Annotated in this window: 17 protein-coding genes and 2 pseudogenes; 4 read left to right on the forward strand and 15 right to left on the reverse strand. The window is 38.2% G+C overall.

Annotated elements, in window-relative coordinates:
- Positions 1 to 283 precede the first annotated feature (283 nt).
- The 5 genes and pseudogenes from brnA to CWB85_RS23045 all read right to left on the reverse strand — a co-directional run.
- A complete protein-coding gene (gene brnA, locus CWB85_RS15180) occupies positions 284 to 529 on the reverse strand; it encodes a type II toxin-antitoxin system BrnA family antitoxin (RefSeq protein WP_138555349.1) in 246 nt (81 codons plus the stop codon).
- The gene (locus CWB85_RS15185) at positions 516 to 782 is read right to left on the reverse strand and encodes a BrnT family toxin (RefSeq protein WP_016708630.1); all 267 of its coding nucleotides are present in this window, start codon (positions 780 to 782) and stop codon (positions 516 to 518) included. The genes brnA and CWB85_RS15185 overlap by 14 nt, the downstream gene beginning before the upstream one ends.
- Before the next feature lie 492 nt (positions 783 to 1,274).
- Complete coding sequence (locus CWB85_RS15195) at positions 1,275 to 1,946, reverse strand: penicillin-insensitive murein endopeptidase (protein WP_016708629.1); 672 nt, start codon at positions 1,944 to 1,946, stop codon at positions 1,275 to 1,277.
- A 113-nt stretch (positions 1,947 to 2,059) separates the two neighbouring features.
- A complete protein-coding gene (locus CWB85_RS15200) occupies positions 2,060 to 2,608 on the reverse strand; it encodes a DUF998 domain-containing protein (protein ID WP_249314888.1) in 549 nt (182 codons plus the stop codon).
- 237 nt (positions 2,609 to 2,845) lie between these two features.
- Positions 2,846 to 2,979 (reverse strand): annotated as a pseudogene (locus tag CWB85_RS23045) (transposase); the annotation flags it as partial.
- Positions 2,980 to 3,097: 118 nt separating this feature from the next.
- On the opposite strand from CWB85_RS23045, the pseudogene CWB85_RS22825 reads away from it, so the two are divergent.
- A pseudogene (locus CWB85_RS22825) lies at positions 3,098 to 3,394 on the forward strand (hypothetical protein); the annotation flags it as partial.
- An 86-nt stretch (positions 3,395 to 3,480) separates the two neighbouring features.
- Here the strand turns inward: CWB85_RS22825 and CWB85_RS15215 are convergent.
- The 5 genes from CWB85_RS15215 to CWB85_RS15235 form a co-directional block, all read right to left on the reverse strand.
- On the reverse strand, positions 3,481 to 5,061 hold the full coding sequence (locus CWB85_RS15215; RefSeq protein ID WP_138555351.1) for an AAA family ATPase: 1,581 nt from the start codon (positions 5,059 to 5,061) through the stop codon (positions 3,481 to 3,483).
- 131 nt (positions 5,062 to 5,192) lie between these two features.
- Entirely contained in the window at positions 5,193 to 5,633 is a 441-nt protein-coding gene (locus CWB85_RS15220) for a hypothetical protein (RefSeq protein WP_138555352.1), read from the reverse strand.
- Positions 5,634 to 5,911: 278 nt separating this feature from the next.
- Complete coding sequence (locus CWB85_RS15225; protein WP_138555353.1) at positions 5,912 to 6,889, reverse strand: sensor domain-containing diguanylate cyclase; 978 nt, start codon at positions 6,887 to 6,889, stop codon at positions 5,912 to 5,914.
- Between the two features lie 43 nt (positions 6,890 to 6,932).
- Positions 6,933 to 8,177 (reverse strand): DEAD/DEAH box helicase, encoded by a 1,245-nt coding sequence (locus CWB85_RS15230; RefSeq protein ID WP_138555354.1) that lies wholly within the window; start codon positions 8,175 to 8,177, stop codon positions 6,933 to 6,935.
- A gap of 103 nt (positions 8,178 to 8,280) precedes the next feature.
- On the reverse strand, positions 8,281 to 8,985 hold the full coding sequence (locus CWB85_RS15235; RefSeq protein ID WP_016708615.1) for a DUF3581 domain-containing protein: 705 nt from the start codon (positions 8,983 to 8,985) through the stop codon (positions 8,281 to 8,283).
- Between the two features lie 450 nt (positions 8,986 to 9,435).
- On the opposite strand from CWB85_RS15235, the gene CWB85_RS15240 reads away from it, so the two are divergent.
- From CWB85_RS15240 to CWB85_RS15250, 3 genes are read left to right on the forward strand one after another with little or no spacing between them, the layout of a single operon-like run.
- Positions 9,436 to 9,708 carry a hypothetical protein gene (locus tag CWB85_RS15240; RefSeq protein ID WP_138555355.1) on the forward strand — a complete coding sequence of 91 codons (273 nt, stop codon included), beginning with the start codon at positions 9,436 to 9,438 and terminating at the stop codon, positions 9,706 to 9,708.
- Positions 9,708 to 10,412 carry a response regulator transcription factor gene (locus CWB85_RS15245; protein WP_138555356.1) on the forward strand — a complete coding sequence of 235 codons (705 nt, stop codon included), beginning with the start codon at positions 9,708 to 9,710 and terminating at the stop codon, positions 10,410 to 10,412. The genes CWB85_RS15240 and CWB85_RS15245 overlap by 1 nt, the downstream gene beginning before the upstream one ends.
- Positions 10,413 to 10,420: 8 nt before the next feature.
- Positions 10,421 to 11,617, forward strand: a complete 1,197-nt coding sequence (locus CWB85_RS15250) for a sensor histidine kinase (RefSeq protein WP_138555357.1) — start codon at positions 10,421 to 10,423, stop codon at positions 11,615 to 11,617.
- Positions 11,618 to 11,704: 87 nt separating this feature from the next.
- Here the strand turns inward: CWB85_RS15250 and CWB85_RS15255 are convergent, their stop codons facing one another.
- The 5 genes from CWB85_RS15255 to rplU form a co-directional block, all read right to left on the reverse strand.
- Positions 11,705 to 12,082 (reverse strand): DUF3718 domain-containing protein, encoded by a 378-nt coding sequence (locus CWB85_RS15255; protein WP_016708611.1) that lies wholly within the window; start codon positions 12,080 to 12,082, stop codon positions 11,705 to 11,707.
- 79 nt (positions 12,083 to 12,161) lie between these two features.
- Positions 12,162 to 12,653, reverse strand: coding sequence for a type 3 dihydrofolate reductase (gene folA / locus CWB85_RS15260; RefSeq protein ID WP_016708610.1), 492 nt, complete (start codon positions 12,651 to 12,653; stop codon positions 12,162 to 12,164).
- Positions 12,654 to 12,727: 74 nt separating this feature from the next.
- Positions 12,728 to 13,885: an Obg family GTPase CgtA gene (gene cgtA / locus CWB85_RS15265; RefSeq protein WP_016708609.1), complete on the reverse strand. Its 1,158-nt coding sequence runs from the start codon at positions 13,883 to 13,885 to the stop codon at positions 12,728 to 12,730.
- Between the two features lie 157 nt (positions 13,886 to 14,042).
- The gene (gene rpmA, locus CWB85_RS15270) at positions 14,043 to 14,300 is read right to left on the reverse strand and encodes a 50S ribosomal protein L27 (RefSeq protein WP_016708608.1); all 258 of its coding nucleotides are present in this window, start codon (positions 14,298 to 14,300) and stop codon (positions 14,043 to 14,045) included.
- Positions 14,301 to 14,316: 16 nt separating this feature from the next.
- Positions 14,317 to 14,628 (reverse strand): 50S ribosomal protein L21, encoded by a 312-nt coding sequence (rplU, locus tag CWB85_RS15275; protein ID WP_006794538.1) that lies wholly within the window; start codon positions 14,626 to 14,628, stop codon positions 14,317 to 14,319.
- Positions 14,629 to 14,747 lie beyond the last annotated feature (119 nt).

Consider the following 14,747-nt stretch of genomic DNA (forward strand, 5'->3'; position numbering starts at 1 on the left):
GGCTTCGGGCTTCGGGCAATAATGATAAGCGACATAGAATAAGCCAGCTCAAGTATTTAGCTTCGTTTCCTTCTTTTTGTGCAAAAAACTTAGTGAATTATTCACAAAGAGGTTAAGAGACGCTGCGCTTAAGAGTAATACAGATTTTAGGCCCTACTTGCCATAGCATGTGATATCACCAGCCCCAAACTAGGCGCTTGGAGATGAACCGCCGATTGCACTTCCTGTTAATAAAAAGCGCATGATGGGTGGTAGAGGCTGGAGGAGACCTCTTGCTACCCGATTAGTCGTGTTTCATATTATGGTGGTTCAAGTTCTCTATACGCTCAGCGAGCCAAACTTTGATAATTGACTGCCTTGTTACACCAACACGACTAGCTTCACGATCTAGCGAATCGAGCATCCATTCAGGAAAATCAACATTAACCCTTTTAGTTGTTTGTTTTGTTCGTTTAGCTTGAGATAAATCAAGATTAGCAAGAATCTCACTGCCATCATCAAATTCTTTATCGAAATCAGAAGCTTTCATAAAATTTAACCTCACTAGTTCTTGAACGTCTAACTGAAATTATACGGATATTACTATCTCTATAGGTTATTACAGCTGACCAATGTTTTCCGTTGTGAAATGCGATTATCACAAAGCGAGCTTCATCGCTGGTATTCGCAGGGATCTCGAGTAAGTCAGGATCATTCCACAGTAATTTAGCTTCCTCAAAATCGATACCATGTTTATCGAGATTAATTTGGCTTTTATTAGGATCATATTCAAAAATATACATTGAGTAAAAAATATACCTTTTTGATGATAAACGCAAGTTTTGTGAAAAACGGCTAACGGGCCTGTAGCATAACTCGTTTAAAATTAATTTTTATTGATGGTTTAACCATGCCAATACTAAGCGCTAAGTTTCCCTCATTTACTTCTCATTCCCTTCTCTTTGTGCAAAAAAGTTTGGTAAATTATTCACAAAGAGGTTCAGAGGCGCTGCGCTTTAGAGTAATACAGATTCTAGACCCACGAAGTATTTACGTGGTAATGACGCTATTTATAAGGTACAGCACGCACTAAAGTACGCAGTTTAATGAAATTGGGTGTTAGCGAACGACTCACCATTGCATGTGGTATCACCAGTACCAAAAGTAGGCGCTTGCAAGCGAGGGTCCTTGTCGAAGCTCAAAAACAAAAGGAATTAACATTGCGTTTCCTGTTAATCAAAAGCGCATGATGGGTGGTGTGGGCTGGAGGAGACCTCCGGCTACCCGATTAGCATTCATCTACACGGAACTTCGAAATCAACATGATAGTGTTCATCATGGCGTACCCAAGACCGTTTTTTAGAAAACTGAATGTTCGTTTTAAGGTATTCAGAATGCTTAGTTTTAAACAAATGTGGCTGTAATTCTGGATCAAATATCACCCGCCACAAACCAACACCTTGCTTTTTAGACTCTTTGTCCAACTCGACAATATGAGCTGCTAATGCATCATAATCGATTGTAAACTCTTCGTATTTACCTGAAGAATCAAATTCAATATTGTAGCCGAACTTATTAAAAGGGTTTGTAGGCAAATGATCTGATTGACCTTTCTCATTTTTCACTGGTGTCATAAAGTCTACAGACAAACCATTTTGATGCGTTTTATGAGGGCGGAATTTCCCACCGCTTTCGTATCCAGTTTCTGCATATTTATATACAGTATTTGGCATAGTTTCTTCTAAGTTTTTATAAGAGTTTATAATGATAGATTTGACGGTAGAATGCACATAAGTTCTGCCTGCTAGTCTTGCAACAGTACTATAACTGACGAAATTATTTCCATCACTTGGTAATTCAACACCATTCTCTAAACTTCCATTTGAAGTAGTGCCATGACAAACGCTAGTACTGGAATAAGCAACTTGACTGAACAATACGAAAGTAATTAATACTAATCTACTCATTAAATATGTGACTCATATGATTTGAATGCTAACGCTAAGCTAACGAGCAATAATACTGCGATAAAGTGCGCAGCACCGCAGTGTTATTGTCCCAGCGACCGAAGGGAGCGAGTTTAGCGCCTTGTTAGCTGCCATGCCGCGTAACCGAACCATCCCATTGTTGGTACGGCCCAAATTCTTTGTATTAGGCCATTATAAGATTGAGGAATAAACCCCGCATAAATTAACCAAAACATTAAGACATGAAATAAAGATAACAGAACACAAAATGCTTCAAATTTTGACGATTTGACAATGTTCTTAAATTCTAGCGCCGTACAAACAGGTATAAGAATCATAAAGATTGATAAGTTGTACAATAAATGAAGTGGTGACTCCAAAGTCCAAATCCCTGCACTGACCATGCTACAACCAAGGAGCAAAGTAGTGAGTGAGGCTGCGGAGAACTTGTGTGGGCTTATTTTGAAAAGACCGACTGCAAACAGTGACATCGAAAGGCCAATCACTATATCCATTGTTCTGTGTATAAAAGCGAATATCGGTGCTTCAAGGGCTACGTGGCTGATACTTTTTGAAAGAACATCAAAGCCAGGAATAATAATGCCAATACCGATATTTACGATAGATGCTATCCAGATGATATGAGCTTGTTTAATCGTCAATTTATTGTCCAACTTCAAATTTACCTATTGGCAGCTAACGAGCCTGTAGATTAACTCGTTTTTAATTTATTTTTATTGATGCATTTACCATAGCCGAGTTCCTATTTTGATTCAATCGACATCTGACTTTCACGTAAAAAATATAAAAAGTGGATTTACTGTTGCTCTAATGGGCGTTTTGGAATGTATGACAGGTGTTTAAGTGGCTTATTTGTCAGAGGTAGCAGCTTACCTTTATTAATGCATCGTGTTTTGCTGCTTTTCTATGTTATGAACTAAGCAATACAGTTGCCGCAGAGTGAAGTGAGGGCATTCACTTTCGTTTGTCCGCGTAAGGTTAACTTGCTCATGCCTTTATTAGCGGTAATATTCAGCTGTTTATTTAAATGAGAGCAGGCTCTATAAAGCCTAGACGTTTGCCATTGCTTCAATAAATGCAGCCGCCCCATTAGGCTGTCTATTTTTTACCTTTATTTTAATTACTTAATGGTAGATTTAGATCACTGGATCCGCCGTAGGATAAGAATGTGCTACTGGCGGCAATGGCGCTCTTTATAAGGGAGTAGCACGCACTAAAGTACGCAGTTTAATGAAATTGGGTGTTAGCGAACGACTCGCCATAGCTTGTGGTATCACCAGTACCAAAAGTAGGCGCTTGGAAGCGAAGGCCCTTGTCACAGCTCAAAAACAAAAGGAATTAACATTGCGATAGGCAATGACTATCTAGCGTCACAAGGTTTAGCGTCATTAAGAGTTATTTGGAGCAATATTCATTACGGGGGATGAACCGCCCATTTCACTTCCTGCAAATAAAAAGCGCATGATAGGTGGTGTGGGGGCTGGAAGAGACCTCCGGCTACCCGATTAAGTGCCTAGCCAAGTTCGGCATATTTATCACTAAGCCAATTTCGTATTTCCTCAGTATATTCAGCCCATTCGTCAGTTTCTTCTAGAAAATTTAATATTTTTTCTCGAACCTGCCTTTGACCAGAGAGTTCGGTCATTTTTTCAAAGTATATATGCCAATCATCGTATCCTTGGATACTTTTTGAATACATTTGAAGCTCTTTAATTCTCTCATCAGTGCTCTCTGAATTTTCAAACAAAATTTTGATATTGTACTCTGGGCTCCCTTTTTCACCATCTGGCGCAAAGTGGGAGATCTTGAATTCTTTTATTTGATTTACAATCTCGGAACGGTCTTGAGCACGGTCATCGCCATTTAAATGGCGCTTACATTCTGATTCTCGACTTTCAAGATCTCTACATACATCTCCATCAAGTACACAAATTGTATTTGTTATATCCTGCCCCATAAGCTTCTTTCCGGCGAGGATTGCAAAAGCGTTCGACCATGCTCCAAATTTACTTACTCTAACATGTGTTTGTAAGTGCATCCTATAAACTAAATTAAGAATCATTTCTTCAGCGAGAGCATCTTCTACACAAATTTGATATGGGTGGGACAATGTTCCAGTTAATTGGTGCATAACTTGAGGATTAGTATGGGGCATAGCAATTACCCCATTTCCTGTATTCAAAATACCAAAAATATTAACATCACTACTAAATTCAGAGATAGTTTCTCGATGAGTAGAAAAGACGACTTCAATTTTATTTTCTTCAGAGCGTTGAATAATTCGTTCGACTAATCTTTTAAAAGCGACACCATGCAATAAGACGTCGGCTTCATCTATTAAAAGTAAACCTCCATTAGAAATTAATGGGCTATGTAATGCATAGAGCATACTTAACACTCTTTTTTCACCAGCCCCCATAGAGTGTTCACTGTACGTTATACCATTATGAGTTAGACCGAACATTGTGTGAATTTTTCCGCTCTTTTTGATTATGCAACTACTTAACTTTTCGTAACTTCTTCCTAGGATATATACCATGTCAGATTTGATTTTATCTGCCGATTCATGTGCAAGATCTTCTGTTTCATATTCTTTATACCTGCCAGCATTTTTATCTTCACTTAATGTAGAAAGTTCATGTAAACCAATATAAACAGACTCTCTTTCATGTCGCCTAGCATATATAGGTAACCAACGACCTTGTTTTACCCCTGGCTTTTTATAGTATTTCTCAGTGTAAGTTTTATTAGTTATTTTTGGTTCTTTTGAAGGGTTTAATTCTTGGTAGTTAAATTCTACGCTATATTCACTACCGTCCCAGCTGGCATCTTTATTTGGAGTAAAAAAGTGCGAAAGGCGATTAAAGTCTTTAGAGGTTTGTTTACCTTTAGGTTTAAAGGTACATGCTAATGCATGAATTAATGTCGACTTGCCAGACCCGTTTATACCAACAACTGCTGTAACTCGCTTATCGGTTTCAAATTCCAAAGTAAAATCTTTGATACCCTTGAGGCTCGATATATGCAACTTTTGTAATTGATAATTAAACCTAGAGATTTTAGATTTTTCTTTTTTTACTTTTGCTTTAACCATTAATTCCTACTTTAAATTCAATAATCATGGGTAACACGGGCAACGCCTAATTAACAGGCAAAAAATAGTTGGTTAAAATAAGCGACGCAGGAGCAAAAACCAACTGTTTTTTGTCCTTGTTTAATTTCTTGTTAGGGTTTTATTGACTCAATAGTTGCACTTAACTGCCCCATAATTAACCCAAGGCAAAATTCTAAATTTATTGATTCACCTTCTTCTAACTCAATATCTTTTTCAATGCCATTTGAAGCGGATGTAATAAATTTAGTAATTTGCTTCTCCAAATCACATGGTTCCAGATTGTGAGCAATCATGTTTCTCAATTTATTTAAGTTAACTATTGATGGAAATAAATTGGGATGGCAAGGATCATCCAAAAAAGCTTGAACAATACGAACCAATTGAGAAAAACTAAGCTTTGCTTTACACAGTGAAGAATAATCAAAAGCAATAATTTCTAAAATCTGATTTAGCTGCTCCTCAATAATAAGATGGGCTCTTAAAATAGTTATTACATTTGGAGCTACGTCTTCCATGTAACTTTGATATTTCAACGCTAAATTTTTATCCATAAATGCCCAAGACTTCCGAAAACCCTAACGCTTATTGAACACCATTTTGGTGGTTTATAACACACCAAAACGGGGTATATTACATACCCTGATAATTTCACCAATAATTACCTTTGTAAACAAATAATTAAAACAGCTAGGATTAAGCGTGTTATTTTGCCCCAATACGGCGTTTAATAATGTTATCGGACAAAATTAGGCTCCGACTCAAATAAGCAGGAATAAATTTAACTTTTTCAGTGCCTGCTTTCGCTCTTAGCTGCCTGTCCTGTGAGGTTTTAAGGTTTTTTGGCTAACTTAAACGCTTGTTTTACGCTATACATATCTTTATCTGCCATATCAAGTAATGCCTCGAACGACTCTTTTTCTGAAGAGTTAAAACTACGTCCTATGCTCAAGGTTAAATTTGGTAGGTTTTTATCTGCAAGCTCTGCTTGGTAAGCATTAATTATTTTATCTATCACATGACTAATTAATCGTTTGTCAGAAATCTGAATCAACGCAACAAACTCATCCCCGCCTAAACGACCAATAATATCAGCATCACGCAAATGAGACTTTAGCGTTTTGGCGAGTGTCATTAAGGCTTGATCACCAATTTCATGGCCATAGTTGTCGTTTAGTTTTTTAAAATCATTTATATCAATGAATAAACAACACACATCAAAGCCTAATCGGCCTGATAAACTGAGCTTTTGTTGGGCGAGTAAGTTCAGAGCTCGGCGGTTATAAATATGAGTGAGTGGATCTAACATTGCGATTTCGCGCATTTGCACAAAACTGTTTATTAATGCTAAATCATCTTCAACCATGTCTCTGAGTTGCTTGATTAATTCCAAGTAATTGCGCTGATAATCCGTTTGTTCAAAGTCCATGACACAAAAAGTGCCAAACACTTCACCATCAGGCCAATGGATCGGCAAACCTAGGTATGACTCAAACCCGTCTTGCGTTACCTCTGGATTGTCTAACCAAATATCATCTTTACTTGCATGATTCACATATAAAGCTTGGTTGTCTTGCACCACTTTTTTACAAAAAATATTTGTATCAAGTGGCACGACCTCCCCTGCTTTATACGGGTTTTCTCGTTGTTCGCTGGCAACTACAATCCGGTAGCCAGCGTCAGTAGCTTGAACAACAAATCCTGCTGGGGCTGAAAATAATTCAGTCATTAAATCGACTGTCTTTTGCCACTTTTGTAAAGATATTTGACTGTCTTTTCCTGAGAACACCCACTGATTAGTTTTAAACATACTACTTACTCAAGCTAGTTGCAGAGCTTTAAGTATAAGAAACTTATCGGCGTCGGTTTGAACTTTTTTTACCTAAAATTCGCTTTTTATCCCGTTCTTTTCGCGATTTATTCGTATTTTTTCGATTATCTTTAGGCTTTTTGTTTGGGTCGGGCTCATAGCCGGTCAACCACTGCGGAGTAAGACGGGTATCTAATAATACTTCAATTTCTTCTAGTAGCCACTGTTCATCAAGACTCACCAGTGACATAGCTAAACCTTGTTCACCTGCACGGCCAGTACGGCCAATGCGGTGTACGTAGTCTTCTGCTATATATGGTAGTTCAAAGTTAATCACATACTTTAATGAGCTAATATCTAAGCCGCGAGCAGCGACATCGGTAGCAACGAGTACACGGGTCGTACCTTCTTTAAAGCTCTGTAATGCTCTATCACGTGCGCCTTGTGATTTATCACCATGGATAGATTCTGTTTTCAGGCCATCTTTGCACATTTCTTTAGCAAGTTTGTCGGCCATTTGTTTAGTACGTGTGAAAATAAGCACTTGGCGCCAATTTTTCATACCAATCATGTGTGAAACTAGCTCACGTTTACGATCTTCATCAACCGCGTAAATCACTTGTTCAACTTCGACAGCAGCCGAGTTACGCTTATCAACTTCAATTAATTTAGGATCTTTAAGTAACTTTTTACTCAGTTCAAACACGCTGTCATCAAAAGTCGCTGAGAATAATAAGGTTTGCCGATCACTTGGTACATGGCGCAAAATTCGCTTAATTTCATCAATAAAGCCCATGTCTAGCATACGATCAGCTTCATCAAATACCAAAGAATCTACGCTTGAGAGTTTAATACTGCCTTTGATGATGTGATCAAGTAATCGTCCTGGCGTTGCAACCACCACTTGCGCGTCTTTCATTACTTTAACTTGCGGGCCAATGCTTGCGCCACCATAGGCTAATGCCCCTTTAATATCAGACCCTTGCGCGTACTTTTCAAAGCTGGCAAATACTTGCTGAGCAAGCTCTCGGGTAGGCGTTAAAATTAGTATCCGCGCCGTACCTTGCTCATCTTTTTTCTCGCTTGTTAATAGCTTGTGTAGTAAAGGAAGTACAAATGCCGCTGTCTTACCTGTGCCCGTTTGTGCACTGCCCATCACATCGTGACCGGCTAAAATTAATGGAATGGCTTGTAGTTGAATAGCCGTAGGCGTTTGATATTCATTGAGCTCAAGCGCTTTAAGCAGTAAAGGGTCGAGATGAAGATCCGTAAAGGTTGCAGCAGACATAGCATTGACTTGAAATAACTAATAATGGCGCTATTGTACGCACAAAATAAGTAACAAAAAAGGCGCTTGCGCGCCTTCATTTAAATCTTCAAGTTCGTGTTGCTTATGCAACGGGCTTAAGCGTTTCTTTACGCTGATTATAAAACGAAATAAGATCATCAACAGTATCTTGGCAATATTCACGAATACCAGACACTAGCATGTGTTTTTCACCATTCCCTACTTTTTTACCTTCTTCAAGTAAGTTGAAACGTAAGGTAATTTTTCCGCGTTTACCGGTATATTCAAAACTCGGCTCGGCAAACTCTAACGTAGGTGCATGAATGTCTAATGTATCAAGGTTAATTAACATTGATTCATAGATAACCATAGGGCGAGCTGGGTTAATCATTACATCTTGCTTACCCATAAGTGGAATAATCACATGCGGGAAAGTGGTGCCGGAAAACTCAACGTAATTCTTGATTAGGCTATCGGTGAGTGTTTGACACTGACTGGTTTTACCGTCACGCTTTACCTTTAACATGACTTTTTCGCCGCTGGTAATATCAAACTCATCGGCGCCTTCAGGGAAGCTGAGTTTGGTAGTCTCATCAACCATGCCTGCGAAGGTAAATTCCATTTTTTCACTGATACCATACTGATTTAATACCAATGAAAAAAGTAAATCTCCAGGAACACAAAACTTCTTTGCGTCTTTATCGTGTAGCGGGTTGTAATCATCGGCTACACATTTTGCGAAACGACAGCCTTGCTCACGCGATATAGAGATATGATCAGCATGTTGCTGATAAAAAGGACTTAACATAGTTGTTCACTGCTTAAACTGCTTATAACCTGCCTATTCTACCAGATAAAAATGTAATAGAGGTCGAATCTGTTAAACTTTTGTTTCAAAAAAAGCAAATCGATAAAAATACTTTCATTACCCACTTACTAACTCTTCCTCGGTTAACGAAAACTCAAAACTGTATCATTATGTAGCATAGGTTAACTCCTGCTGGATAATAGTGAATAATAGAGTTAGCGATAATGAGCTCACGATGGTAACAACAATCATCATTGTACTTTTCCTGAACAGGTCTCTTCTTATAATATACGATTAAACTATATAATTATGAGAAAACCGTGTCAGGTGATGTTGTATAGCAAACAAACTATACCCCATATAATTTAAGCTGTGCCACCGCTTATTCGACTATGTAATAATTCCTCTGATACTTAAGTTTTGAAAGTGTATACGTTAAAGTTTTTAATAATGATTTTATGCCCTGATACAAGCAGTAAGCCTCTTGCTGCGATGCAATCGCAACTGAAATTTAAAGCAACAGCGCAAATCAATAAAACTAACTACGTTAACTCACAAGAAAGTATCGATGAACCTCTGCAAATTAGAGTAAACTATGGCATTATAGTGCGGCTCAGTAACCCTATTTTTATTGAACAACGAGTTGTAACAGAACAAAAAACAACCATCTATAACCAAAAAAACTCTCACAGTTCGAAACGTCAATTTGGCTGGAGCTTGTAATGCATATCTATTTAATTGAAGATGATTTAAAACTCGCAAAATTAATACAATTGTTCTTATTAAAGCAAGGGTTTACTATCGATGTATTTAACAGTGTAGCTGACTACAAACAACATAAAGCAACCTTTATACCCGCTTTAATTATTTGTGATGTTATGCTACCTGACGGCAATGGCTTTGAATTATTTCAACAGTTAAGTACTGAACATACATGCCCAATCATTTTTCTAACTGCACTTGACTCAGATCAATCTCACATTAAAGGCCTAAATTTAGGTGCCTATGATTATTTGATCAAACCACTCAAACCAGAACTCTTGCTTGCAAAAATTAATGCAATTTTACGACAAAATGATCCGACCCAACAACGTGACAGCATTGAGCAACCACTTACTCTCAATCAGACCAAACGTGAAGCCTATTTTGCCGGACTTCCATTAAACTTAAATGACAGTGAGTTCGAGATTATTGCTTTTTTAATAAAAAATGCGCCGCACCCTGTATCACGGGAAATACTTTTTAAACAGGTTATTGGTCGTAACTATAACGGTTTAGACCGTGCTATTGACTTAAAAATAAGTCGATTAAGAAAAAAACTAACTACGCTATTTAGTAACCAAAAAAGCAGCATCACTCTAGATATAAAATCTGTACGTAGTAAAGGTTATTGCCTAGACATTATTAACACTGAAGAGAATAAATAGAACAACATATGACTCAGCAATTTTTGCGACTTTATATTTTTATTACGGCAAGTTTAATTGTTTTAGTCGTTATTTTTGGTCAGTTATATAACTACTTTTTTGAGCAAGACACGCCCAGCATACCGTTTACCGTACAAAATTTTCAGCAATTAATTGCAAATAAGGAGCAACAGATCGCTGAAATTCCACATGCTGATTTAGCATTGCCGCAATCGCTACATAAACAGTTAGTAACTGAAGGGATCATTACAGTTAACAATCAAAATAACCAACGCGTTATTTACCTACCCAGTGAGCGAACGGGCTTTGTATATCGAGTTGGCCCTCTCCCGCAAAATCACCATGAAAATAATAATCTAATTGTTTTTTTTGCATTCTATATTTTGCTTGGTAGCATTATTCTTATTTTAATAAGACCCGTATTTAGAGATTTAAGCATCTTACAAACAGCTGCAGACCAATTTAGCCAGCAACCAGTAATGATGCAACCCGCAATAAAACCCAACTCTTCAATTGCGCCACTAGCCAATACATTTTCACAGATGTCACAACGCATAGAGCAATTCATTCATTTACACCGTGATCTATCGCGTATTATTTCGCATGAAATACGTACGCCATTAACACGGATGCGGTTTGCTCTATCATTAACTGAGGATGACCTAATAAACGAGCAAATCCAGCAGGATATTGATGAAATAGAACAACGGTTAGACCAATACTTACACTTTGCTCGCATTGAACATCAACAGCAGCACTTTGAACAAGAAAAAACCAATATCGAAGAATTAATTCAGGCTGAAATAGAAAAATATGTCTTGTATGAAAATTTAACAATAGTACAAAACAGCCAAGTTAAAACACTCTGCTGTGAAGCCAATTACATAGCTATTGCTGTACAGAACTTATTGGTAAATGCGTCAAAATACGCAAAAAAGCTTATCAATATTAGTGTTACAGAAGATAACACACACTATTATTTAAGTGTCGAAGATGATGGCCAAGGTCTTCCTGTCAATGCTACATCTTTAATCGACCCCTTCCAACAAGGTGAAAATGATAACCTTGCCAGCGGTTATGGACTAGGCCTGTATATCGTAAAACGCATTGCTAGTTGGCACAGTGGAGATGTTATTATGGCCAACAGTAATGTAACAGGTGGTGCAAAGGTAACACTTAGTTGGCCTAAACAATCAACACTTTAATCCAGCTAGCGGGCTAAATAGAGCGTATCAAACAGGTATAAAAAAACCGCGATAGAACGCGGTTTTTTATAATTAAATTTGCTTCTTTTATAATCCTGCACGATCTTTAATTACAGGGATTAATGCAGATCCTGCGTGGCCGTTTGATTCAGCCCATGTGATATCAGCACCATCTTCTAAAGAGCTTTTAGATAAGTTTTTCACAACGTACTCACCAGCATCAGCAGCATTACTAGCAATTGCATGGCGCAGTAAATTAAGGCCATTACACTGTACAGCATCGTATATGTTACGAATTTTAACACGTGAACTTTTTAGCTTATCACGTAGACGATTTTTATCATCCGCAGCTATGTATTCACAGATTGAAACAGCTAACTGATCATCCGCTTTAACAGGCGCACTGAAAGCTATAGAGCCAGAAACAACAGCCGAAACAACTAGTAATGTTGATAATTTAATCATTGTATACCCTTGTGTAATACTTTATAACTACCTTAGTTGGCTAATATTGTACCAACCTATCAGCCTATTCGCAATAATGTTACTTAATTTTATCCAATGTAACGAAGGTATATGCGTGTAAATTCTTATCACTAGGTTGATTATGTTGCTCATCTACAACTTGCCAATTGGCGGCGCCCTCATAATCAGGGAATTGAGTATCCCCTTTAACATCAAGATCTATAAACGTTAAATAAAGCGTATCCGCACGCTCTAAGAACTGTTGATATATGTTACCACCGCCAATCACCATCACTTCATCACATTCGCAAACCAATGAAATTGCGGCCTCTGGCGATGACACCACATCAACACCTGTGGCTTCAAAGTCGCTATTACGGCTTATCACTATATTATGTCTACCAGGCAACGGACGGCCAATTGACTCAAATGTTTTACGTCCCATGATCACCGGCTTACTCATGGTAACCGCTTTAAAATGCTGTAAATCAGCTGGCAAATGCCATGGCATATTATTATCTTGACCAATTACGCGATTGTTTGCCATGGCTGCAATCATTGAAATTTTCACATCAATACCCTAGTACTTTTTCATTAAACAAGAAAAAAGGAGCACAAGCTCCTTTTATAACATTCTAATTTTTACTAACGTTCATAAATAACTTCAACGTCATAGTCGTCATCATCCCAACTATCCCAATCGTCGTCGTCATTACTCTTCTTCGTAGCATCTCTGTGATAAGTATCCCATTTGAATTCAACTTCTTCATCTTCAACTGGTACAAACTTTTCTTTTGGCATGCTCTCAAGTAGTGTCATTATGTTATGAATTAACGGTTGAGTATTCAATTTGTTAATTGCTGAGATATGATAAATATTCTCTGTCTCACCTAACTCTTCTGCAATTTGATCACATAATGCTTGGGCTTCATCTTCCGGTAATAAGTCTATTTTATTAAAAACTAGCCAACGTGGTTTTTCTGCTAGCTTAGGACTATATTGATGTAATTCATTAATGATCGCAAATGCATTATCAACTGGATTTGAGCCATCCACAGGCATCACATCAATAATATGTAATAGCACACGACAACGTTCTAAATGCTTCAAAAAGCGAATACCTAAACCAGCACCTTCCGAGGCACCCTCAATCAAACCTGGAATATCAGCAATCACAAATGATTTATTTGCTTCTGGGCGCACCACACCTAAATTAGGAATAAGCGTAGTAAACGGATAGTCAGCCACTTTAGGGCGTGCTGCCGACACACTTCGAATGAAAGTCGATTTACCTGCGTTAGGTAAGCCTAATAAACCGACATCAGCTAATAACAATAACTCAAGCTTAAGATTACGTACTTCACCTGGCGTACCTAATGTTTTTTGTCTCGGAGCGCGGTTAGTACTTGATTTGAAACGCGCATTCCCCAAGCCATGGAAACCGCCTTTTGCAACCAAAATTCTTTGGCCATGCTGAGTTAAATCACCAAGCCCTTCTTGAGTATCCACATCAGTAATGCGCGTACCAACAGGCACCATGACATATAAGTCATCAGCCTTTTTGCCGGTACAGTTACGACTGCGACCATTTGTACCACGTTCAGCTCTATGAAAACGTTCAAACTGATAATCAATAAGGGTATTTAAGTTTTCATCAGCTTGTAGATAAACACTACCACCATCACCACCGTCACCCCCGTCAGGTCCACCATCTGGGACATATTTTTCACGACGGAAAGATACAATGCCGCTACCACCGTCTCCAGCTTCTGCGCGAATTTCTACTTCATCTACAAACTTCATGATTACTCACTTTAGGGATTGGCTTGTTAATTTCACTATTATATACCTAAGTGGCCTATAGAGCACACTCTGCATAAAAAACACTTGGGTATAGATTAGTAACAGACTTAAAACAAAAAACCCCGCAAAGGCGGGGTTTTTTAAGAACCGGCTCTGATTACTCAGATACGATGCTTACGTATTTACGGTTTAAAGGACCTTTTTGTTCAAATTGAACTTTACCATCCGCTTTTGCGAAGATAGTGTGGTCTTTACCGATACCTACGTTTACGCCTGCGTGAAATTTAGTTCCACGTTGACGAACAATGATGCTTCCCGCTAGAACTGATTCGCCACCAAAACGCTTAACACCTAGGCGTTTGCTTTCTGAATCGCGACCGTTACGAGTACTACCAGCTGCTTTTTTATGTGCCATTTCTAAGTACCTCTAATTAAGCGCTAATGCCAGTGATTTTAACTTCTGTGAACCATTGACGATGGCCCATTTGCTTACGAGAATGCTTACGGCGTCTAAATTTAACAACCTTAATCTTCTCACCGCGACCATGTGAAACAACCTCAGCTGTTATTTTACCACCGTTTACGAACGGTACACCGATCTCGATTTTCTCACCATCAGCAACTAAAAGTACTGAATCAAATTCAACTGCTGCACCAGTCTCAACGTCTAATTTCTCAAGACGAATTGTTTGACCTTCAGTCACACGGTGCTGTTTACCACCACTTTGGAAAACCGCGTACATAATTAACTCCGTCTGTGCGCCCTCAAATCGACGCAACTAAAATATTATTCAATAGGGCGCGAAGTTTACGCTAATGTGCAAAAACTAGCAAGCCTGTTTTATTAATTAAATGAATAAAA

It is taken from the genome of Pseudoalteromonas sp. S1727, assembly GCF_005886375.1.
GTDB lineage: Bacteria > Pseudomonadota > Gammaproteobacteria > Enterobacterales > Alteromonadaceae > Pseudoalteromonas > Pseudoalteromonas haloplanktis.